The organism is Prolixibacter sp. SD074 (assembly GCF_009617895.1).
GTDB lineage: Bacteria > Bacteroidota > Bacteroidia > Bacteroidales > Prolixibacteraceae > Prolixibacter.
This window is the reverse complement of the sequence record NZ_BLAW01000001.1, coordinates 486,920-512,265: the sequence shown is the minus strand read 5'-3', so window position 1 is coordinate 512,265 and position 25,346 is coordinate 486,920. Positions and strand designations below refer to the sequence as shown.

Below are 25,346 nucleotides of genomic sequence, written 5' to 3'. Positions count from 1 at the left end.
GGCATATATTTTGTAAAAGAGAAAACCGAAAATAGATTGTAACCAAAAGGAATCATCATGAAAAGACAAATTCAATTATTTGCGCTGATAACTTTTGCCCTGATACTGGGCTCCTGTTCACGCCAGGTAACCCGCGTTGCCACCGACCAGGCCATCGATTTAAGCGGCCGCTGGAACGATACCGACTCGCGCCTCACGGCCGAAGCGCTGACCGAGCAGGTACTCAATCAACGTTGGCTCCACGATTTTGAACGAGCTCATGGCCGCAAGCCTGTGGTCGTAGTCGGGTTGGTGTATAACAAATCAACTGAACACATCGACACCGACACCTATATAAAAGACGTCGAACGGTCGTTCATCAACAGCGGACAGGTACGCCTCGTGCAAGCCGGTGAAAAACGCGAGGAACTCCGTGCCGAACGTCAGGATCAGAATACTTATGCCGCACCGTCTACCGCAGCCAAATGGGGCCGTGAATTGGGCGCAGACTTCATCATGCAAGGCGACATCAGCTCCATCGTCGACGCATACAAACGGAATAAGGTAGTTTACTACCAGGTAAACGAGGAGCTCACCAATCTCGAAACCAACGAGGTGGTTTGGATGGGCGAAAAGAAAATCAAGAAAGCGATCCGCAACTGATTTACTTATCAACAAATATAGTACAGCCCTGTTCGGTTAACTGAAAAGCAGGGCTGTTTCCCTTTTTTCTACAACACAGCCAAACCATTTCCCGGCATGAAGAAAATAATTTTCCTTACCGGATTGTGTATTTTTCCGTTGTTGCTTTTCACCGGATGTGCCACGTATTATCAGAAAAATCAAGCTTTTTACCAGGCATTCGAAAGCGGCAACATTGATAATGCCGAAAAAATTATCGAACAGTCTGAGAAAAAGGTGAAGCCTAAAGACAGGCTGTTATATCTTCTCAACCGGGGAGTAACCACGCGCATGTTGGGCGACTACCGCGAGAGCATCAAACTGTTTGGCGAGGCCGACCATATGATTGAAGATTACAGCACTAATTATGGTGCCGAAGCGCTGGCGCTCGTCACCAATCCCATGGCCACCCCCTACCGTGCAGAAGATTTCGAAAAGGTGCTCATTCACTTTTATCAGGCCCTCAATTACATCGATCTGAAGCAATACGACGATGCGCTGGTAGAATGCCGCCGCATCAACCTGCAACTGCACGCCATTAACGACAAATACCCCGACCACAAGAACCGGTACCAGGACGATGCATTTGCGCAACTGCTCACCGGCATTATTTACGATGGACTGAAGGATTACAACAACGCTTTTATCTCCTACCGGAACGCTTACAATGTGTACCAGAACAGCTATGCCAAAAACTTTGGCCTCACAGCTCCCGAACAGCTAAAACACGACCTGGTGCGCACCGCTGCCCTCATCGGTTTTAGACAGGAACAGCATCAATACGAAGATGAGTTCGGTTTTCAGTACCAACAGGCTGACTCCATCGGTTCCTCCGCAGTATTCTTCTGGCTCAATGGTTTGGGACCGGTGAAGAGCGAATGGTCGGTAAACTTCACCATGGTAAAAGGCGAAGGCGGCTGGGCCACTTTTGTGAATGACGAGTACGGCCTCTCCTTCCCCGTCTTCATCGGCGACCTTTCATCCAATGAAAAATCGAGCCTCGATGATTTACGTTTCATCCGGGTAGCCATGCCCCGCTACTCCGACAGGCAACCGGTATATAACGAAGCCACCCTGACAACTGCATCCGGGAAAAGTTATCCGTTGGAAATGGCCGAAGACATTGATGCCATCGCGCACAAAACGTTGCACGACCGCCTGTTGCGCGAAATGGGAGAAGCCATTCTCCGCCTGGCAGTAAAGAAAGGTATTGAAGCAGCTACCACCCAAAAAAACGATGCGTTGGGCATGCTGGTAAGCCTGGCGAACGCCGTTACCGAAAAAGCCGATACCCGCAACTGGCAGACCCTACCTTACGAGGTTGGCTATACCCGCGTTCCACTCCACAATGGCGAGAACCATCTCACCTTACACTTCACACCCGGGAATCAGGCACAAACCTTCAATGTGAATGGGCAAAGCGGCGAAACACGATTTATTACCTACCATACATTGGAAAGCTCGCCGCCGCAGCCATAAATTTCAGGTTAGGGCTGTGCCATTTCAGGTTACAATTTTCACGTTGTGCCGTGTGGTTACGAGAGTTACTGTTGTTACTGTTCACCTCCGGCCCTTATTCATATCATAAACTGGGTTCACCGGGTTTTGATTTAGGATAAAGTGGCATTCAACATCCACAGCTTCTTCTCGGTAGAGGCAATTAATTCGCTGAACAGCGCGACCGTCCCCTCGTCACCGTTGTTGGAAGCCGTTTCCTGTACTTCGCGGTACTCGCCCAGCAGATGTTCGAAGTTCTCCACAGTAATTTTCAAATTCTCTTTTCCGCGAGGTACATCTGCGACCGGTTCTACGCTGGTTTGGTCGAGGTATTCGCTGAACTGGTGGTAAGGTACCCCACCCAAAGTAAGAATACGTTCTGCCACATCGTCTACCACATCGGCCAATTCTGTGTAAAATCCTTCATACATCTTGTGTAACTGGTAAAATTCGGGACCTTTCACCAGCCAGTGCATGGTGCGCATGTTTTGATAAACGACCTGCAGATCGGCCAGTACATTGTTCAGTTGATTTACTACACTGTCGTTGTTTGTTCTTTTTGTTTCCATGATTCGATATTTTAATTGTTTGTTATCCTGTTTTGTTACTTCAAAGGTGATATTTTCTATTTTTATAAATATTTATAGATACATAAGCAAAAGATTATACCATGACCCTATTGCAACTATCGTATGTAATCGAGTTGAGCCAGCACGACTCATTCTCACTGGCAGCCAGGAGGTTACACATATCCCAGCCGGCATTGAGCCTGCAAATCAGCAAACTGGAAGAAGAGTTAGGGATGAAGCTGTTCAAACGTTCACCCAACCGGGTGGCACTGACAGCAGAGGGAGAGCTGTTTGCCGGTAAAGCCCGTGAACTACTGCAATTGGCCGGCAACCTGAAGGATCTACCTTTCGAACTGGGGAAAAAGCCGGAAGGAGAGCTGCGGGTGGGTGTCATCTCAACACTCGCACCCTATTGGTTTGCGATGTTTCTCGACCAGTTCGGCCAGGAGTATCCCAACATCCGGTTAACGGTAAGAGAGTTAAAGACTGAAGAGATTATCAGCCAGCTGAAAAACGGCCAGTTGGATGCAGGCTTCATCTCCACTCCCGTTTCGGCACCGGGAATGGTCTTTCGTCCGCTTTTCTATGAGAAATTCTACCTCTATGTGTCCGAACAGCACGAACTGTATGCCTCAGAAAGTATCGATTTGGACAAAGTTGATTTGAGGGAGATGTGGTATCTGCAGGAAGGGAACTGCTTTCAAAACCAGGTCGACTCGGTATGTGTATATGCGAAAGAACCCGGAGAATATCAGAATATCGTTTATCTGTCCAACTCCATCGAATCGCTTTGCCGGATAGTGGAGAACAGCGGCGGCATTACGTTCATACCCGAAATGGCTACCCTTTCGGTAAGTCCGGAAAAGGAGCAGATGATAAAAGAAATAGTTGGAACACCGCCTGTTCGTGAAATCAGCCTGGCCACCACCCGCATTTCAAAGAGCGACCGCCTCATCGAATTTCTTTTAGGGGAGGCTTTGAAGATCATTCCCAAACGAATGCTGGCCAACCCGGTAGAGAAGACGTTGGACACCGGATTACGGTTTTAATTCCCTTTCAACCCTAATTTGCGTATCAACAGCAATGGCGAATGGCACAAATGAAGAAGGGCGCTCCGACCGGAACACCCTTTTGTGCAGGTGTCACAAACATTTGCCTTTCACCTGAAATGTAACCTAAGCACAAAACTCAAAATGTGTAATTTGAACCAAGTTGCCAACTGTAGCTGTGACAGACACAAACAACAGGAGAGAAACAGGTGTATCTACTCCCAAAAAACACCCAAATTAAACGTTTATTCATTTTGCATTAACACAGCTGAAAGTATGACAAAAAGATTTTTTGTATCTTGCAGAAGGTAAAAACCAATTTTCAATTGGTACATTTTTCTTCCCCCTTTGGCAATTGATCTCATTTGTGGCATTCAATAATTAATTGATATACTGTACCAACAGCTTATGATACGTTACCTGGCTGTCCTCAATCCACTTTACGCAACCCTTTTTTGGGCCATTGTACTTACCATTGGAACGTTTCGAATGAACCGTGCTAAGTTTATGCTTGGGGTATTTATGATGGTGGCATTTTTACTATACCTGGGACATGCGTTCTATTTCATCCGCCAATTTGGCATTTTTACCTGGTATGAATGGGTATATACCCTCACCAGCCTGGCTGTCTTTCCGATGTATTACCACTACATAAGATTACTGACAGTTGAAACGCGCCTGAAACCAGCCGAGTTACTACATTACCTTCCCGGAGCGATTATCGCCATTGCCAGCCTCCTGCTTATTATATTTATGGGCCCAATTAACCGGCTCGCTTATATCCGCCACCTGGAACATGGTTCACACTCGTTTTACCTTTCCGCCAATCCGTGGATTAATGCCTGTCAAATGATTTTCCTACTGAGCCGCCTCGTTTTTGCAATCCAGGTATTTGCTTACCTGGTATTGAATATCCGGCTCATCCGGAAACACAAGGAGAATATTGCACAATATTATTCCAATCCGGAAGAACTGAGCCTGAACTGGGCACAACTGATGTATATTTTTCTCCTGCTCACTTCCATCGCAAGTTTTATCTTCAATGCGATGGGGCGCAGTAGCTTTCTCGACAACAGCCTGAAACTGCTCATTCCTTCCTTCACTTTCTCCGTGCTGTTGTTCATTATCGGTTATCTGGGTAACCGTCAGGACCAGATTGTGAAACAGATTGTTAAACTCAATGAGCTGTACCCTGAAAGAGAGGCAACAGAAAATGAACCAAACGATGTGGTTGTCAAACTCGAAGAGTATTTCACTTCCCAAAAGGCCTTCTTAAACAAAGACCTGAAAATTTGGGAGGTTTCGAAAATGCTCAACAGTAACCGGACCTATGTTTCAGGTATCATCAACAAGCATTACGGAATGAATTTCTGCAGCTATGTCAACCATTACCGTGTAGAGGAAGCACGCCGGATGCTCAAAGCAGAATCGTTTGACGGCTATACGCTGGATCATATCGGCGACCTGTCGGGATTTGGTTCACTAAACTCCTTCATCCGTGCCTTTCAAAAAGAAACCGGCATTACACCCGGGAAATACCGAGAAGACCGCAAAATCAGGACGGGCGATCAACCATATGCCCGAATAAAATCATAAGCACCTGATTACACCTTAATTTTCTGTTTTACCGAAAAGGATTTACCTGCACTTTACTCCTCATAATACCGATTGAAGATGTGATTTTTTTTCTCACTTTTACTGTTCGAAACGGGACAAGGATGGTAAGCTGATAAAAAAATGATAGGTCAGCCTGAATGAACAGGAAACCAGTTTGGAATCTTTGCTCGACGCCTTGTTTGATGGAACGCCAGTTACATACAGCGTCAACGGCGATCACGTAGTACTGTCGCGTTCATCCGAAAATGTCACGGGGAATGCTCAACCCCAGGGGCACACTGTATCGGGTAAAGTAAGCGATGGAAGCGGTGCTCCCCTTCCCGGAGTTACCGTTGTTATTAAAGGGACCACACACGGAACCATCACCGATGCCAACGGCGTTTATCACCTGGCTGATGTTCCGGCCAATACAACCCTGCTTTACTCCTTTGTAGGAATGAAGAATAAAGAAATTACCTACACGGGGCAAAGCACCATCAATGTAAAGATGGAGGAAGAAAACATCGGTCTGGGCGAGGTTGTCGCTGTAGGATACGGTGTACAAAAGAAAAGCGTTGTGACCGGCGCCATTGCCAGCGTCAATTCGTCTGACATCGGCAACACTTCGGTTTCGCAGGCACAGCAGGCACTGCAGGGAAAAACTTCCGGTGTGCAGGTTATCAACGCATCCGGAGCTCCTGGAGCCCCCATCAAAGTGAGGATTCGCGGATACTCATCGAACAACAACTCCAATCCGATCTACATCGTCGATGGTATCAAAACCACCGATATTTCCAACCTCGATCCGGATGATATCAGTTCCATGGAGGTATTGAAAGATGCCGCATCAACAGCCATTTACGGAGCCGAGGGTGGTAATGGTGTTGTCATCATCACCACGAAAAAAGGAAAATCAGGGAAACCCACCATTACTTACGATTTCCAATATGGATTGCAGAGTGTAGGGCATACGCCGAAGCTGATGAACACTTCGCAGTACAGCACCTTCATGAACGAAGCGGGATTAATTTCAAATGTCGACCAGACCTATAACACCGACTGGCTGGGTGCCATCTTCGAAACCGCGCCCATGCAGAAGCATCACATCTCCTTCTCCGGAGGTAAAGATGGTTCCACCTACATGCTGTCGATGTCGTACCTCAATCAGGATGGTATCGTGGTAGGTCCGCAGGATAAATACAAACGCTACACCGTTCGACTGAACTCCGATCACCAGATTCTGCCCTGGATGAAAGTTGGAAATACGTTTACCTACTCCAACAGTCAACGTGCTGCCATCAACGAATCGGGTGGTGAGTTTGGTGGAGTTATCGGCAGTGCGCTGATGATTGACCCGGCAACTCCGGTAGAATATACCGGCGATGTACCCGCACATGTTCAGACTTTCATTAACAACGGAAATCCGATTTTGAAAGCGCCGGACGGAAACTACTATGGTATTTCCAAATACGTCTTCGGAGAAATCGTCAATCCATTCGTTACGCAGGCCATCACCAAAGACCGGACACAACAGGATCAACTGCAAGGAAATGTGTATGCCGTGCTGACGCCGCTGAAGGGATTGACCATCACCTCACGGTTCAACCTGAACCTGACCTACCAGAATTATCACACCTGGAATCCGACCTATTACTATACCGCAGAGCGGAATAACAGTGCAACCAAGGTAATTGATAACAATGACCTTTGGAAAGACTGGATGTTCGAAAACTTTGCTTCGTATAACCATAAATTCGGCGATCACGACCTGACGTTACTGTTGGGTATGTCATCCGAGAAAGCCACACACCGCATTACCAATGCACAGGGTGGTCCGATGATTATGGAAAATCCGGCTTATGCACAGCTCGATTTCATCTCATCGCAGAAGAATGACCAGGTCAATGGCCGCATCTACGACAACCGCAAAGAAAGTTACTTCAGCCGTCTTTCCTATAACTACAAAGACAAGTACCTGCTCGAAGGTAGTTTGCGCCGCGATGGTGCCGGCCTGTCACAACTGCCCAAAAGCGGCCGTTGGGGAGTCTTCCCTGCCGTTTCCGGCGGATGGGTTATCTCGAACGAAGATTTTTTCCCGAAATCATTTATCACCAATGCTAAACTTCGTGCCAGTTGGGGTCAGAACGGTAGCCTCTCCAACCTGGGGAACTACAGCTATGCTTCACTCATCTCATCGACGAGTAACGGATACGCCCTGACCTACCCGATGGCCGACGGTTCATTCGGAACAGTATTTGAACCATCACAGCTCGAGAACCCGAATCTCCGCTGGGAAACCAGTGTACAAACTGACGTCGGCCTTGACCTCCGTGCGTTCCACGATCGGTTGACCTTCACGATGGATTACTACAACAAGAAAACCACCGATCTCATCACGCAGAATACACCTGCTCTGGAAGCCGGAAACGCAGCTTCCCCTATCAATGCCGGCGACGTAACGAACAAAGGTTTTGAGTTCGAATTGGGATACCGGAATAAAATCCATGATTTCAACTACGGTATTCACCTGAATATGTCGACACTGAAGAACGAAGTAACCTACCTCAACCCGACACTCGATCGCCTCTACGGTGCCCAGGTAGGTTCGGGCTGGACTGCCACTGCTGTTCAAAAAGGTGAACCGCTCTGGTTCTTCTACGGATACAAAACCAAGGGAATCGACCCGAAAACCGGCGATCCCATCTTCCTCGATAAAAGTGGTCAGCCAACCAATAATGTAACGGAAGCCGATAAACAGTACATTGGAAGTGCAATTCCGGATCTCTATTACGGTGGAAGCCTGGATGCATCATACAAAAACTTCGATTTGAATGTGAACTTCCAGGGAACTTCCGGTAACGATGTAATGATGGGCTGGATTCGTAACGACCGTCCGACCATTAACCATCCGGAATATTTCTTCAAAAACCGCTGGACAGCCGACAACACCACGGCAACGGAGCCGCGTGCAGGAACGAATCCAAAAGCATGGAACAGTGACCTCCTGGTATTCAACGGAGCTTTCATGCGAATCAAACAGATTCAGTTGGGATACAACCTTCCCAAATCACTGATGAATAACTTACATATGAAATCTGCCCGGTTCTACATATCACTCGATGATTTCTTCACATTCACCAATTACATCGGTATGGACCCGGAAGCTGGTACCAACAACAACAATAACAACAACATTGGTATCGACCGGGGAACGTATCCAACTGCTCGTAAAGTAATGTTCGGAACATCCATTTCATTCTAATCAACTAAAACGCAATGAACATGCAGATCAAAAAATATAAATTCAAGGTGGCGCTACTATCCGCCATTTTCTTCCTGTCGGGCTGTTCTCAATCATTTCTCGATACCACACCCGAAGGTTCTATCCCTGTGGACAGCTTCTATAAAACCGATGCCGACGCTAAAGGTGCCGTGCTGGGAGTTTACGACATACTTCAATCGATGTACGCCTACGACTGGGACAGCATGTGGATGCTGAAAACCCTGTTGTCTGATGAAATCTATACCGGTGGCGGACACCGTGGTGATCAGCCTCCTTATGAGGAAATCAATGAGTTCCGTTACAGCTCCAGCAACCCGGTTATTACCTGGTTGTTCCAGATGTCGTATTGGGGTATTTACCGCGCCAACCTGGTGATTGCGAAAATCAAACCCGAATCGGCCGCGAAAAAGCAGGCTATAGCCGAAGCGAAATCGCTACGAGCCATGCTTTATTTCGATCTGGTAACTTTATGGGGGAAAGTGCCGTTAGTAACCGAACCGGCAGCATCGCCCGAGCAGTACAACCAGCCACGCGCTAAAGTAGCCGACATCTGGGCGCAGATTGAAAAAGACCTCAACGAAGCTATCCCGGATCTTCCGCTGAAAAGCCAGCAATCAGCCGCTGATAAAGTACGCGTTTCGAAAGGTATGGCTCAGGCTATGCTGGGTAAATCACTACTCTTTGAGAAAAAATATGCTGATGCAGCTGCTGAATTCCAAAAAGTAATCGATTCCGGTGAATACGGATTGATTTCCGATTATTCACGAGTTCTCCGTAAGGAACAGGAATTCGGACAAGAGTCACTGTTCGAGATTTCCTATTCGGCTGATAAAAACTACGATTGGGGTAACTTCCAGTGGGGCAACAACGGCCGTAACACCGAAAGCAACGTCCACTGGCAGCTTTGCGGTCCGCGTGGCGATGGTTGGTTCACCGGTGGCTCAACCGGACTGGTAGCCGGATGGGGATTTGCTTATCCGCAGAAATCACTTTGGAATGCGTATACCGCTGCGAACGATACCGTACGCCGAAATGCAGCCATGATGAGCGAAAACCAGTTAATCGCGAAAGGCGGAAAACTGCGGAACCCCGACCAGAACAACTCCTATCCCTGGGGATGCGAAGGCTATGTTCGGCTGAAATATGGTCCATGGGCCAACGAATCGAATACAAGCGAAACTAGTGTAAAAGAGCTGAATTACGCTACCAATGTTCGTTTGATGCGCTATGCCGATGTATTACTGATGGCCGCCGAAGCCTATAACCGGGCCGGCGATGATGCCAAAGCACTTCCGTTGATCAACCAGGTACGGGCAAGGGTTAACCTGCCTGCCCTCGCTTCATCAGGCGACCAGCTTTTCGCTGACATTAAAACAGAACGTCGTCTGGAACTGTCGTTCGAAGGCGTACGCTTCCAGGACTTGGTTCGTTGGGGCGATGCCAAAACGATATTGGGCGACCAGGGTAAAATGATTCCGGAAGGAACCTTTACCAACGGACAGGAAGATTATATGAGTATTTCGGGTGCAGGCTTCAAGGATAAGAATGTAGTGCTACCCATTCCGGAACAGGAGATTTCCGTTAACCCGCAGAGTTCACAAAACACTGGATATTAATCTTTCCTGATAAGGAACGATAAAAACAAACAAATCATTCATACAGTTGGGTTAAACCCGGGGCCACCCTGCTACTGCAGCGGTGGCCTTTTTTTTGAGAACGTAAATTAAGAGGACAGGCTCCAGACGCGAGACCTTAGACCATAGACCTCTTAATTGTTCATTGCTCATTTATTTAAAGGCTTTCAGGTTAAGCTTCGCGGTTTCTGTAGTTAGAAATGTTTCTGTCGTTGTCAGGCTGAAGGACTGAAAGTCCATAGCCCGGGGTAAGGAGTTTCAGTGGAAGCTGGAACGACGCCACCCCGGGGAACAAGTATGAGTGACTAGAAAAGGCGCACAGCTCGATCATCCTTGAAAAGCATATGTTCCTGCGCCGCACTTGGAGGCGTTGTATTTCAGGATGGACTTTGCTTTGCTCTGCTTTGCAATTGCTGTTCTTAGGGAGTCTCTTGTTTTATGCTATGAGTATAACCAAACTTACTCCTTTATTAAAATGCTAGTCAAACGGCCATCTTTGCGTGGAATATTTGGTTGCAAAAAATTTTATGGGTTCGATAGTAAGAAGCAAGACTCCAGATTCCAGACCTTAGACCTTCCTTCTCCCCATTGCTAATTTATCATTGTTAATTACTCATTGATTGGATCTTAGACCTACCCATTGTTCATTACTAATTGTTCATCTTTCATTGCTCATTGTTCATCACCCTTTCTCACATTTCGTTTTGTTCTCATCCGAAAAAAATAATTATGCCAAATGCACGCGAAATTCTATCTTTATTCATGCTAAACGGATAATGTAAAACAGCCTATGAACTTTATACCCAATATCCCCGACGAAATTGTCCACTTCCTGCTGGTGCTCGTTTTCTCGCTACTGATCGGACTGGAACAACGCCGTCACCACTCCTCGAAGGAAAACGCCGAACTTTTCGGCACCGACCGCACCTTTACCTTCATCGGGTTACTCGGTTACCTCCTCATCGTCGTCAACGAAAAATCGTTCGTTCCCTTTCTCACCGGCTTTGTCATCCTGGGCTTGCTCCTCGGCATTCACTATTACCAGAAAATCAAAACGCAGCAGAAATATGGGCTCACCAGCACTGTCCTGGCCCTGCTCACCTACTCCATTCCGCTGCTCATCATAACGCAGCCCATCTGGCTGACGCTGTCATTTGTGGTAGCCATTTTGGTGATCACCGAAATGAAGGACGAGTTTGTCACCATCATGAAAAAAATATCGCAGGACGAATTTATCACCCTTGCCAAGTTTATCGCTTTCGCGGGAATCATTCTTCCGCTGCTGCCCCACGAAAATATTTCCGAATCCATTCCGGTATCGCCCTATCACATCTGGTTGGCCATTGTGGTTGTTTCGGGTATCTCGTACGCCAGCTATTTGCTGAAGAAACTGGTCTTTCCCCGCTCCAGTCTCACCGTTACCGGTATCCTGGGTGGGTTATACAGTTCCACCGCCACCACCGTCATCCTGGCGCGGAAAGAGAAAAGTGAGAGCCTGGGCGCCGAAGTTGTCTCGGCTATTATGATGGCTAACGGCATGATGTACCTGCGCATTCTCCTGCTGGCCTTCCTGTTCAACACGGCCGTGGCCATGCGACTGATTGTTCCGTTCCTGCTACTCTTCGTTGTCTCGATGGTGTTATCGCGGACGGCGCTGATGAAATCAACACAATCGAATCCCGGAAGTAAACAGGTGGAAACGACCCACCGGAACCCGCTCGAATTCCGGACAGCCCTGGTGTTTGGTCTCCTGTTCGTACTGTTCGGACTGATTACTCACTACGTGTCGCAGGTGTATGGCAATGCCGGGGTCACCAGCCTCGCCTTTGTGGTGGGGGTCACCGATATCGACCCGTTCCTGATGAACCTGCTGCAACAAAAGAGCACCCTTGATGTATTGGTCGTGGCGCTGGCCATCCTGAATGCCACCAACAGCAACAACCTGTTAAAAATGATATACGCGCTTTCGCTAAGCGGAAGTACGGTCAGGAAACGAATGGCGGTTCATTTCGGGGTGCTGCTTGCGGCAGGTATCTTGTGTTCCGTCTGGTTTTACGTGATAAAATAAGAATGGCTTCGGTATAAGTGAAGGCCGGTTTGCCATCGGTTGAGTCCGTCCGGGGCTTCTTTTCCCCTCACCCTGTTGGTGGTCGGAGACCCCGACAGGGGTATTGCTCTCATGTAAAAACCGCCGTTGATAAAAAAACCTGACAACAGGTTTCGGTAACCTGTCAGGTTAGAAACAACATCCGTAAGTCTTTTCAATTTTGCATCAAACCACAACATTATGCTGAAAGTCTAAAAATGCTTTTAAGTTGTAAGTCTTTTCAATTTTGCATCAAACCACAACACAACTTTGTTTTGTAATAATTTTTCATAGTTGTAAGTCTTTTCAATTTTGCATCAAACCACAACGCATTCCAAGGACACACGCCGGAGATTTACGTTGTAAGTCTTTTCAATTTTGCATCAAACCACAACACAACTTTGTTTTGTAATAATTTTTCATAGTTGTAAGTCTTTTCAATTTTGCATCAAACCACAACAGTTCGCGGCTCGTAAATAACATTTGTTTGGTTGTAAGTCTTTTCAATTTTGCATCAAACCACAACACATAGAACCTCAAAGCATCAACTTGCTGCGTTGTAAGTCTTTTCAATTTTGCATCAAACCACAACCCCTGGTAAGTAGCACCCTTGCCATCAGCCGTTGTAAGTCTTTTCAATTTTGCATCAAACCACAACGCTTCCCACCAATTGGATAACCGACCCGGTGTTGTAAGTCTTTTCAATTTTGCATCAAACCACAACCTCGGCCTGGTTATCCTCGGAACCGATAACGTTGTAAGTCTTTTCAATTTTGCATCAAACCACAACATCAAGTATGACAACCCCCCATCCAGTTAAGTTGTAAGTCTTTTCAATTTTGCATCAAACCACAACAAAGGTTACCGGTCCACTTCCGGTATTTTGGTTGTAAGTCTTTTCAATTTTGCATCAAACCACAACCTTTGAAACCCTGCAACAGATCACCAAATCGTTGTAAGTCTTTTCAATTTTGCATCAAACCACAACAACAATGTTTGCCTTACTTCAGGCATTTTAGTTGTAAGTCTTTTCAATTTTGCATCAAACCACAACATCAAACAGGTTGTAACTAATATTCTTGAGTTGTAAGTCTTTTCAATTTTGCATCAAACCACAACCCCTGTAAGCCTTTTGCTTGTCCCCATTTTGGTTGTAAGTCTTTTCAATTTTGCATCAAACCACAACTCTTAGCGCTGAATATGGTCTAAGGGAAAAGTTGTAAGTCTTTTCAATTTTGCATCAAACCACAACATACCCGATGAAGAACCCGACTTTCCGGCTGTTGTAAGTCTTTTCAATTTTGCATCAAACCACAACGCAGACGAAACGGAGGTATCAGAAGCAGATGTTGTAAGTCTTTTCAATTTTGCATCAAACCACAACAATATCCCATTCATTTTCATTTGAAGTAACTGTTGTAAGTCTTTTCAATTTTGCATCAAACCACAACCGCGAACATAAATCAGCTGACGGGTACAACGTTGTAAGTCTTTTCAATTTTGCATCAAACCACAACAGTAACCAACCTGGATGGTCCGCGTCGGGGTTGTAAGTCTTTTCAATTTTGCATCAAACCACAACTGTTTACTAATCGTGCGAATATTCTTTTTGGTTGTAAGTCTTTTCAATTTTGCATCAAACCACAACGCGGGTCTTGGTACCAAGACACCCATTGCGGTTGTAAGTCTTTTCAATTTTGCATCAAACCACAACCACTTTGGTTTTTGCAAAACCATTTTGTATGTTGTAAGTCTTTTCAATTTTGCATCAAACCACAACGGAAGGACTACGAATAAGTGAAGTCATCAAGTTGTAAGTCTTTTCAATTTTGCATCAAACCACAACAAAGCTCATCAATTGTGAGCAATGTTTTTGTTGTAAGTCTTTTCAATTTTGCATCAAACCACAACGCTCAGTATCTGCAATGATTGAGACTTCGAGTTGTAAGTCTTTTCAATTTTGCATCAAACCACAACGAAGTCCCTTCCAGTAAGCGAGCGCCGCTTGTTGTAAGTCTTTTCAATTTTGCATCAAACCACAACGCCACGTAAAAAATTGGGCGTGGAAGGCTGGTTGTAAGTCTTTTCAATTTTGCATCAAACCACAACCTGCTATATCTTTAATCTTTGAAATAGAAAGTTGTAAGTCTTTTCAATTTTGCATCAAACCACAACCGCCGATGACGAAGACATTCGAGAGCTGGCGTTGTAAGTCTTTTCAATTTTGCATCAAACCACAACCGATTATCTTATGGATGAAATTGACGAAAAGTTGTAAGTCTTTTCAATTTTGCATCAAACCACAACTGGGTCGAAGGCTCTTACACTTCAAATGTCGTTGTAAGTCTTTTCAATTTTGCATCAAACCACAACCAAGATTTCTCCTAGGGCTAAATGCCCTAGGTTGTAAGTCTTTTCAATTTTGCATCAAACCACAACGCTCGTCAACTTATACTTATATTGCAAACGGTTGTAAGTCTTTTCAATTTTGCATCAAACCACAACTTGAAAGTTGATTCAGGATTGCTGATTGGGTTGTAAGTCTTTTCAATTTTGCATCAAACCACAACCACTCGCTATGTGTAAATGGGTCGGAGCTAGTTGTAAGTCTTTTCAATTTTGCATCAAACCACAACTCGGCAGTGGATCCAGTGTCGGCAGTTGCTGTTGTAAGTCTTTTCAATTTTGCATCAAACCACAACTGCGTTGCTCGGGGGTAAGTTGTATGGTCGGTTGTAAGTCTTTTCAATTTTGCATCAAACCACAACTATTTAGTCGGTTCACTTGTAGCCGGAACTGTTGTAAGTCTTTTCAATTTTGCATCAAACCACAACCAACTCCGCTCGAACCTATTTTACCACGAGTTGTAAGTCTTTTCAATTTTGCATCAAACCACAACCTCTGGGCAATTACTGATTTTGAGTAGGGGTTGTAAGTCTTTTCAATTTTGCATCAAACCACAACGGTTATGCCCAAGCGGTACTTCTTAATAAAGTTGTAAGTCTTTTCAATTTTGCATCAAACCACAACCTTGACTTGTTTGGGTATAGTTGATTTCTCGTTGTAAGTCTTTTCAATTTTGCATCAAACCACAACATGAATTCAAAAATGCAAAAAAAGAAGGTTGTTGTAAGTCTTTTCAATTTTGCATCAAACCACAACTCGGCAGTGGATCCAGTGTCGGCAGTTGCTGTTGTAAGTCTTTTCAATTTTGCATCAAACCACAACATGTTCCTTCATCAGCATGCGGGCTTTGTCGTTGTAAGTCTTTTCAATTTTGCATCAAACCACAACGCTTCATCTTTGTTTATTTTTTCGGATCCAGTTGTAAGTCTTTTCAATTTTGCATCAAACCACAACCGATTTTGAAGGTCTGTGAAGCGCGCGTCCGTTGTAAGTCTTTTCAATTTTGCATCAAACCACAACGGAGGTTCGACAACTTGCCCAGCCAAAATGTTGTAAGTCTTTTCAATTTTGCATCAAACCACAACTCCCTTCAAAATGAGCTTGCAAAACTTGGTGTTGTAAGTCTTTTCAATTTTGCATCAAACCACAACAAGCAAAACCATTCAATCCAATTTTGACCAGTTGTAAGTCTTTTCAATTTTGCATCAAACCACAACAGAAAATGGAAGCAAAATAAATTTAAAGTGTTGTAAGTCTTTTCAATTTTGCATCAAACCACAACTTAAGCAATTACAGAAAAAATATGATTGTGGTTGTAAGTCTTTTCAATTTTGCATCAAACCACAACATTTAAGGGGTGCATAATTTTTGCGAACTTGTTGTAAGTCTTTTCAATTTTGCATCAAACCACAACGTAATGAAGAGACCAGTCAAATTAAGTGATGTTGTAAGTCTTTTCAATTTTGCATCAAACCACAACCGTACGAATGAAACTCCGTTGAATTTACTGGGTTGTAAGTCTTTTCAATTTTGCATCAAACCACAACTGGCTCGATACCGTCAAGGTCAAGACATATGTTGTAAGTCTTTTCAATTTTGCATCAAACCACAACGACTGCTTATTTATGTGGCATGGCAAAATAGTTGTAAGTCTTTTCAATTTTGCATCAAACCACAACCCAGGTAGCGTCTTTGAGCCGCGATCATGGGTTGTAAGTCTTTTCAATTTTGCATCAAACCACAACCAGAACTGTGTGCTTGTACCTTTCCAACCGTTGTAAGTCTTTTCAATTTTGCATCAAACCACAACAGACAAGCCTAAGGCTATGCATCCCTCCAAGTTGTAAGTCTTTTCAATTTTGCATCAAACCACAACATACAAGAGATGTTCTTGTTTATAGGCGAAGTTGTAAGTCTTTTCAATTTTGCATCAAACCACAACTTTTAACTTTTTGCCAAGCTTTTATAATAAGTTGTAAGTCTTTTCAATTTTGCATCAAACCACAACCCCACGTTTACAATTGTGAAGATTTATATTGTTGTAAGTCTTTTCAATTTTGCATCAAACCACAACTGACGAGGATGGCGTGAAACTTGCTGAACTGTTGTAAGTCTTTTCAATTTTGCATCAAACCACAACAGAGAACCCAGTCCGGTAGCTAAACCTCCTGTTGTAAGTCTTTTCAATTTTGCATCAAACCACAACGGAGATTTATCACAGGTTGCTTCTGCTGAGGTTGTAAGTCTTTTCAATTTTGCATCAAACCACAACCCCGGAGAAGTCCTTGAACCGCGCCCCAACGTTGTAAGTCTTTTCAATTTTGCATCAAACCACAACTGACGAAGGCTATGATACTGTTGAGAAGATGTTGTAAGTCTTTTCAATTTTGCATCAAACCACAACATTGATGGGTATTCAATCATTCATAAAAAAGTTGTAAGTCTTTTCAATTTTGCATCAAACCACAACCAATTCATTTTCCTGAGCAAAAAGAATGTTGTTGTAAGTCTTTTCAATTTTGCATCAAACCACAACGTCTAATGAGTTGTATTATTTTGCCTCCTTGTTGTAAGTCTTTTCAATTTTGCATCAAACCACAACAAATATGGTAATCCTGGCAGAGAGAAAGATGTTGTAAGTCTTTTCAATTTTGCATCAAACCACAACATATTTTGATAGATGAAAATACTAAAATAGGTTGTAAGTCTTTTCAATTTTGCATCAAACCACAACATCATATTTTAAAGGGACTCGTTCTACATAGTTGTAAGTCTTTTCAATTTTGCATCAAACCACAACGAGCGCCCAGTTGTTGTACATCATCGATACGTTGTAAGTCTTTTCAATTTTGCATCAAACCACAACCGCATTCGATCAGCAAATGGATTTGATAGAGTTGTAAGTCTTTTCAATTTTGCATCAAACCACAACGCTACAATAGTAACATATAATTTATAATGGTTGTAAGTCTTTTCAATTTTGCATCAAACCACAACCATATAGTAATACGACATTCTTGTTTTAAAGTTGTAAGTCTTTTCAATTTTGCATCAAACCACAACAACCGATCATCACATAATCTGCTCCTAATGGTTGTAAGTCTTTTCAATTTTGCATCAAACCACAACAACATCATTAGCTTTTTTACTGCCTGAGATAGTTGTAAGTCTTTTCAATTTTGCATCAAACCACAACCAAAATTTGCTTTGTACCTGCATGTTTTTCAGTTGTAAGTCTTTTCAATTTTGCATCAAACCACAACTTCGAAGTCTCTATAATTGCAGATACTGAGGTTGTAAGTCTTTTCAATTTTGCATCAAACCACAACAAAATTGGCAGAACGAACCTCGTGCAATTAGTTGTAAGTCTTTTCAATTTTGCATCAAACCACAACACCATTATTTGATTCAATTTGTGAGATTGCGTTGTAAGTCTTTTCAATTTTGCATCAAACCACAACCAATTAAAGAGTAGAAATGCAGAGCATTTCGTTGTAAGTCTTTTCAATTTTGCATCAAACCACAACACATCAAGAGCCGCCTTAGCTCCCGATTTAGTTGTAAGTCTTTTCAATTTTGCATCAAACCACAACCTGCAAGCCATTCATTATATATGCTATTGCGTTGTAAGTCTTTTCAATTTTGCATCAAACCACAACCTAGTTAGCATTGATGCATATCCTAATACTGTTGTAAGTCTTTTCAATTTTGCATCAAACCACAACTTGAAAAGTATTGTCAACAGAATGATGCTGGTTGTAAGTCTTTTCAATTTTGCATCAAACCACAACTGAACAGCAACGGTTAAGCCCAACACGAATGTTGTAAGTCTTTTCAATTTTGCATCAAACCACAACCCTGGTATAAAATTTAAAAAATATTTCCTTGTTGTAAGTCTTTTCAATTTTGCATCAAACCACAACACTAATGGGTATTCTACAATTCATTGAAAAGTTGTAAGTCTTTTCAATTTTGCATCAAACCACAACCTATAAAAAAGTTATTTACTCCGCGTATCCAGTTGTAAGTCTTTTCAATTTTGCATCAAACCACAACGGTAGATCGAAGATAGACCCTTAGTTTATTGTTGTAAGTCTTTTCAATTTTGCATCAAACCACAACATACATCGGTAGGTCCCTCAACGCAGATAGGTTGTAAGTCTTTTCAATTTTGCATCAAACCACAACAGTTTTTGCTAAATCTTTAATAACTGCTATGTTGTAAGTCTTTTCAATTTTGCATCAAACCACAACTGACATGGCATGTTCCAAGGCTGTTGAAGAGTTGTAAGTCTTTTCAATTTTGCATCAAACCACAACTCTTCACTGCATCACGACCATCCTCAGCATGTTGTAAGTCTTTTCAATTTTGCATCAAACCACAACGCTGGGGTTAGCAACATGTATTCGTCTTTGGTTGTAAGTCTTTTCAATTTTGCATCAAACCACAACCTGACGATATAATTCCATACGAAACGGCAAGTTGTAAGTCTTTTCAATTTTGCATCAAACCACAACAAGATATGCCAATACCAGAAGGTAGAGTTGGTTGTAAGTCTTTTCAATTTTGCATCAAACCACAACCTAGGGCTTCTTCTGCCCCGTTTTACAGGGCTTATGGCGATTTATTCAATCCCTAAAATCGCGTTTGTACTCCAAAGAAGTGGTTCAATGCCTCATTTTTTCGATTCGAAATATAATGATGCTTTTGATAAATCAGCATGTCAAAGAGCGATATTCCGTTTCCAACTTTTCCAAAGTTTGGAACTTTGGAAAAGTTTCCGTTCAAATTTAAAACATTTCCAGTTGTTTAGGGCCTTCCGGCATGGGTGAACTACGTTTTCCCCAATAGTTGCTGATGTTGCCATACTGCTTATCGGTGACCGTCAGAATGCTGACCTGTCCCTTCTCCGGAACAAAACTTTTCACCCGCTTCATGTGCACCTCCGCACTCTCTTTACTGGCACAATGCCGGTTATATACCGAAAACTGCATCATGGAAAACCCGTCTTTCAGCAAATCCTGACGAAAACGGGTCGCCTGCCGCCGGTCCTTTTTCGTGGTAACGGGCAGGTCGAAAAAGACAAATAGCCACATAATGTGATAAGCGTTTAGGCGGGTTTGTTCCATTGTTTTTTGAATGCTTGCGTTTCTTTTAACTTTTCCAAAGTTCGAAACTTTGGAAAAGTTTTCTAATTAAAAACCGGATAAACGATTTTCCTACTCTCACCGCTAAAGCAACGGCCCAGCGAAGCCGTTGTCTGCGACAAAGCCACCATCAGCGGCCGCTTGTTATCGTTAATCACTACATCAATGCTCATCAGGTTCAGCATGGCCGCCTTCATCTCCTTATTCAGCATCGTTTCATCGGGAAATTCGCTGTACACAAGCAGGGCAAGCCTATCGACATAGGGCCGGTACGGTTCCATGATATCGTCGGCCAGGCAAAAGGCATTGTACCGGTTGTGATGGTGAATCCCCAGGGTAGGCAGCAATCCGGAACCGGATAAGGCACGGGCTACAGCTGAACGCAACAGGATATACCCATAATTCAGCAGATGGTTGGGCGCTGCTCCATACCGGTCGCGGTAAAAATCATTTCCCAGCAACCGGTTCCAGTAAATACGGGCAGCCAGTCCTTCCCGGTTTTCCACATCGCCACTTTTCACACTTTTGGCATAACTCCGCAACTCAAAAGCCTTATGCCCCGATTTCTCCAACATGGTTGCCTGGTTGTTGATTTTCGCCTCAATCGTTTGTTTCCACAAATTCTTCCGCAAGGGTTCGGTCGCACTAAGCTGTGCCCGGAACAGTTCGTTCTGCAAACTGTGACTATCCAGGTTCAGCAACATAGACGAAGGCATGTGCTTGCTGTCGCAAAATACAACCGCCACATTGTTGGCATTCAAAATCTCCAGTAGTTTCATACTAAAGCCAATTTGCGGATGGTCGAGCACCACAAAGCCGATATCTTCCACCGGAACCGTTTTCGTGCTCAGTTCATCTTTTGACTGAATGACCAGCTGGTTATTCTTCAGGCTCAGGTAATAAGGATTCGAGAAAAACAGGGTTCGTTTTAGCATCAGGTGTAGTTTAACGTTTACCTCTTACCTAGTATGTTTTTCGATAAAAGCTTTCGAATACTGGATATCTATTCGCCCTAACTCATCAACTTTTGTTGGTACTGCGCGAAAAGATGACGGCACTTTTTTCAATAAAAATGCATCCATATCGTCAATTTTACTCTCAGATGCATAAACATCCTTCTCTGAAGAAGAATGACTATTCCTCTGCAAAATAATATTTTGGTCCTCATCAAATTTTTTGATTTTAAAAAGCCTCATATTTAAGTCTTTCTGAGCATTCCAATTTATTTCATCGGGATGTTTATCAAATATCAAAAATTGATCGCCTGTGTGAATGGAGAACAAAAAAGGATATTTGGGACGTATCAATACTTTGTTTTTCACCAAATCAATTGAATTGATTAGAAAATATTCTCTCTTTTTAAATTTTGTTCTCCCTTCAGGGTTGTCTGGAATTAAATCGCCAAACAATCGGGCTTCATAGTTTGAGTCTTTTTCTTTTAGTACATACACATCACGCTTATACTCCTTCTCCGATAGATCGATTTTTCGAATTTCTTTCAATGGATATTGGCTTTGTTTGTAAGCCTTTAATCTGATTTTACGCAAAACCATCTCTTTTAATACCTTTGTCTTCCCATTTCTATCGACATAGCTGTACTCCGGCAAAATAATAACTCCATCCTTTTTAAGTTTATCAATTTTCACATCTCCTCTTTGACGCTTAAGATCGTAAAGGCGTTCCTTAATCATTTCGTCGATAATTGAAGGGATGTCTTTATCTCCAAAATCTTTTATTAACGAGCGCTGGACAAAAACATCTTGCCCTTCTCTTTTTATTAATCCATATGGATTTGGTTTATTCAGTGCTCCTCTTAAATTCAATTTCTGAGGATTTTCTTTCCCTAATTCCTCGAGTAATGGTTTTATTCGGTCGACTTGCTTTTGATAGATAAAAACTTCGTCTTTTAGTTTTTTCATGGTATCAACAAAGTTTTCCATAGGCTCCTGCAAATACACTTTTGCAGATGAATCTCCGCTAAAGTAATCCCGCTCATAACGATGAAATGCTTCCGACATTCGGTTGACTGTTCCTTTCTCCACACAAGCGACAGTGACGGCATCAATACAGTGGTGAATGTGATTACTTCGGTCTTTTTCTTCATATTGCCCCTGCACCCCCCATATTTTGCGAAGCGTATCGGTCACCTGCCCGTTAATCACATTTACCTTTTTAAAGTATGAGTTCAGATAAGCACGGGCATATTTGGTAATTATTCGTGTATCAACAAGATTGGCATTATTAAATTTAGCCGGAATTTCTTCCCGCTCAAAGGTCTTGTATTTCTGAGCCAAATAGTCCAAACGTAACCGGGCATAATGTGCTTTATACATCAATTCATCGTGAGCTAAAGCATCTCCTGCCGCGGCCTTTGCTGCCAACTTATATTTTTTATGTTCTGCTTTTAATGACACTAAAGAGACATTGAATTGTATTTCGTTACTTGAAATATTATATGACTTCAACCACCTGTCTCGGTTTTGAACTATGGTATCCGCATCAACTTGCTGTCCGTTATATGTTAAATCAAGAATAGCAGGCAGCACATCCTGTTTGTAATTCCGATTGAAATCTGCATTAGCCAGTGTTTTATTGATTAACGAATTGTCATTCCATTTACTACGGGGAATAGTATGTTCAATATCATACTTTTGCTCGGTAAAAAACTTTTGCGGTGTAATGGTATCACCGGTATAAAGACAATGCCCGTTTTGTTCTGCATAAAGAATGTACTTGGTAATTTGTGTAGCGGTTGGATGAATGTTTTCACGAACATTCTCATCATAACATTCAATAATTTTTCGCCTTGCCCAATCCCGGATTGCCTTCTGGTCTTTCTGATATTGCGTTAATGCTCGTCGATAACTGGCACTGTTTATTTCGCGGGCCAGTTCTACATTCACTTCCGTATTTTTATCAACCAACCCTTCTTCAATCAACTTATTGACCAAATGTTTTATTTGATGCATGGCTTTATTGAAAACCGGATTCTTAATAGAACTGATTTCGGGATTACCCAAGCGCATTTCTGCTTCCGGGTAAACCTCTATAGCCGACGGATGGTAAAGCTTACTGACGTCTATAATGTCATTTGGAAATTGCTTCGCTAAAACATCTTTTATAAAATCGGGAACGGTTTTCGTCGAGAGATATTCAACATTCTGAGGCCGCTTGTTTGTTGCTTGCTTTACAAATTTGTTCCAGCATTGTTGCTCTAAACTACTTCGTTCTTTTTCAGTCATCGATTCCAGTTCGGAACCTGAAAACCAAGAGTTAATTTCATTCGATATGCCGTTTTGATGTGCCCGCTGGCTGTTGGGATCATCACCAAAACCGGCTTCTTCACTTTTATATTTATCAATATAGTTGTTAACAACGGCATTCACCCTTTTTTCAAACGCATGTTTTACCATTGCTTCTTTAATGCAATCGGTAATTTCTTCAGTCTCCATTGGAGAGGTTTTCCGACCAAGTACTTTTTCAATATTGGCTGTAAAAACTGCATGAGAATACAACATTCCTTCCTTTAAATAAGGCAGAATCTTTTTGATGGCTGATTTACTCAGACTCCCATAGCCTTTCACCAATTTAATTTTCGCGAAAGCTTCAGCATCAACCCAGTTTAAATGCTTTTCTGCAAATTCCATTCTGGCTTGTTGCTTGGTTTTCTCTCCAAAAGAATCGGTAAACAAACAATGCCAAATGTCTTCAATGCTGATTTGCTTTTTGTTCTTTTCATCCTTATACCCTGTATTGAGCAACGGCAACGTGCTGTAATAATATTTTCCTTTCTCATCCTTTCCTAAGACCTTTTTAATTTTAGCAATGGTTGGACATCCTGGGAAAGTGGTTGTCATTGGAAAATTGAATTCAACTTCGGCAGTCAATTTCTCTTTGTCTCTTATATACCGATAATCCTTTTCACCACATAACCGTTCTGCTAACTTCTCAAATTCCACATCCTTCACATAGTCAAATTGACTGACAATTGACTTCTTTTCTTCTTTATTTAGTGGTCTAAGTCTTTCATCTGAATCGGTCTTTATTTTAATCCGGTTAATCGATTCCCATTTTCGGAACTCTTCAAACAGGGGATGAGAAATTGCAATTCGTTTCCGCTCTGGTTCCAGAGGACATTTTGCAACTAAATCTTTTTGACTCTTCAGCGGACGTTGGTAAAAAATGGCGAATCGAAGTTTTTCTCTTAATTCTGCATCAATCTTTTGTTTGTCGCAGATATAATTAAACTCGTGCAAATAATGTTTTTCCCGATCGATGTATTTCCCCCTAATTCGTTGAGTCGTTCCATCATCATGCTTCCATCCATAGATAGAGTAGAAATAGCAACCTAACGTTGGTTGTCCACTATTTGCAATCTGCTGTGACAACTCATTGATTTCAGTTGCCACTTTCCCTAGGTTCTCCTTTTTATTAAACTCCTTCTCAATAAACTCAATTATTATGGGAAAAGAGGATTCTTTCTTTAGTTGCCGTCTGATTTTAGCAGCCAATGATTTGGCCTTTTTATCATTTTTGTACATTTCAGCGACGGCTTCAAACGGTTCAGAAAAAGATGGAGCGTTTGTATGTTCTTCCAGTAATTTGCTAATGGCAATTTTGAATTGTTCAATCGCATCATCAGCCTGTTCCTCCTCTTGCGAAAGGTATCCCCTGCGCTGGGCTAAATGGTAAAATGCACGCCCTAATTGGAAGCGCCCAATTTGAGAATCCATCAATCCCTCTTTTGTAGCTGCCAAATAACGGAGGTAATACGGCTGCTTATATTTTTCAGTTTCTATATCACCACCTTTGGTGCCAGTACGTTGCCATTTGATGAATTCAACATTGTTGCACGGGTAGTTTTTCTTATATCGCCAATTGCTTATTTCTTCTTTCGACAATTTTGGACATAATCCATAATCTGACAAGACTTGCAAGGTGGTTACTTTTCTTCGTCTTGTTCTGTCAATACGTCGCCTGGCACTTCGAAAGCCACGCCTTGTTGCTGCTTTTGACTTTTCCTGTCCATCAACTCCCTTTGGGAAAATATAACTTCCTTTTGTTGGAATATCATTTCCATTTTCCACCTGCTTTTTAAGAAAGTGATGGAGTCTATCTTCTTTTTCCAAAACAGCCCATCCGATGCTGTTGGTACCAATATCTAAACCAAGTTTTACTTTTGTCATAGTTGTATTTCTTAGAATATTTATTACATTTGAACTGCATCAAATCACAATAAGGCTATATGCCGAAGGAAAAAATTTAGAGCCTCAACAGTAATGTTGAGGTTCGTTGTTTTTATAGATATGCTATAAAGGTCCTTTCGACTACTTCTTTTTTGCGGAAACTGTTTGTCTCTCCCATCCGTCCAACAAATTTTCTCCGTCTTAAAAAAAATGCACACTGATTTCATGTAAA

General features: G+C 42.8%; 11 protein-coding genes and 1 CRISPR repeat array. Of the genes, 7 read left to right on the top strand and 4 right to left on the bottom strand.

Annotated elements, in window-relative coordinates; translation table 11 throughout:
* Positions 1–57 precede the first annotated feature (57 nt).
* Positions 58–642, top strand: a complete 585-nt coding sequence (locus GJU82_RS02165) for a penicillin-binding protein activator LpoB (protein WP_153630647.1) — start codon at positions 58–60, stop codon at positions 640–642.
* Between the two features lie 96 nt (positions 643–738).
* On the top strand, positions 739–2,139 hold the full coding sequence (locus GJU82_RS02160) for a COG3014 family protein (protein WP_153630646.1): 1,401 nt from the start codon (positions 739–741) through the stop codon (positions 2,137–2,139).
* 131 nt (positions 2,140–2,270) lie between these two features.
* On the opposite strand, the gene GJU82_RS02155 is transcribed toward GJU82_RS02160, so the two are convergent.
* Positions 2,271–2,726, bottom strand: coding sequence for a Dps family protein (locus tag GJU82_RS02155; RefSeq protein WP_153630645.1), 456 nt, complete (start codon positions 2,724–2,726; stop codon positions 2,271–2,273).
* Positions 2,727–2,827: 101 nt separating this feature from the next.
* Here GJU82_RS02155 and GJU82_RS02150 point away from each other — a divergent pair, with 101 nt between their 5' ends.
* From GJU82_RS02150 to GJU82_RS02130, 5 genes are all read left to right on the top strand, one after another.
* Positions 2,828–3,775, top strand: a complete 948-nt coding sequence (locus GJU82_RS02150) for a LysR family transcriptional regulator (protein ID WP_153630644.1) — start codon at positions 2,828–2,830, stop codon at positions 3,773–3,775.
* A 408-nt stretch (positions 3,776–4,183) separates the two neighbouring features.
* Positions 4,184–5,371 (top strand): helix-turn-helix domain-containing protein, encoded by a 1,188-nt coding sequence (locus tag GJU82_RS02145; RefSeq protein WP_153630643.1) that lies wholly within the window; start codon positions 4,184–4,186, stop codon positions 5,369–5,371.
* A 175-nt stretch (positions 5,372–5,546) separates the two neighbouring features.
* Positions 5,547–8,633 carry a TonB-dependent receptor gene (locus tag GJU82_RS02140; protein WP_194830944.1) on the top strand — a complete coding sequence of 1,029 codons (3,087 nt, stop codon included), beginning with the start codon at positions 5,547–5,549 and terminating at the stop codon, positions 8,631–8,633.
* Positions 8,634–8,653: 20 nt separating this feature from the next.
* Positions 8,654–10,270, top strand: a complete 1,617-nt coding sequence (locus GJU82_RS02135) for a RagB/SusD family nutrient uptake outer membrane protein (RefSeq protein WP_153630641.1) — start codon at positions 8,654–8,656, stop codon at positions 10,268–10,270.
* Positions 10,271–11,078: 808 nt separating this feature from the next.
* Complete coding sequence (locus GJU82_RS02130) at positions 11,079–12,356, top strand: DUF4010 domain-containing protein (protein WP_153630640.1); 1,278 nt, start codon at positions 11,079–11,081, stop codon at positions 12,354–12,356.
* Between the two features lie 180 nt (positions 12,357–12,536).
* Positions 12,537–19,364: direct repeats of the CRISPR family, unit length 36 nt; unit sequence GTTGTAAGTCTTTTCAATTTTGCATCAAACCACAAC.
* 207 nt (positions 19,365–19,571) lie between these two features.
* Here the strand turns inward: GJU82_RS02130 and cas2 are convergent.
* From cas2 to cas9, 3 genes are all read right to left on the bottom strand, one after another.
* The gene (cas2, locus tag GJU82_RS02125) at positions 19,572–19,910 is read right to left on the bottom strand and encodes a CRISPR-associated endonuclease Cas2 (RefSeq protein ID WP_153630639.1); all 339 of its coding nucleotides are present in this window, start codon (positions 19,908–19,910) and stop codon (positions 19,572–19,574) included.
* 62 nt (positions 19,911–19,972) lie between these two features.
* The gene (gene cas1 / locus GJU82_RS02120; RefSeq protein ID WP_153630638.1) at positions 19,973–20,863 is read right to left on the bottom strand and encodes a type II CRISPR-associated endonuclease Cas1; all 891 of its coding nucleotides are present in this window, start codon (positions 20,861–20,863) and stop codon (positions 19,973–19,975) included.
* 24 nt (positions 20,864–20,887) lie between these two features.
* Entirely contained in the window at positions 20,888–25,114 is a 4,227-nt protein-coding gene (cas9, locus tag GJU82_RS02115) for a type II CRISPR RNA-guided endonuclease Cas9 (protein WP_153630637.1), read from the bottom strand.
* Positions 25,115–25,346: the final 232 nt, after the last annotated feature.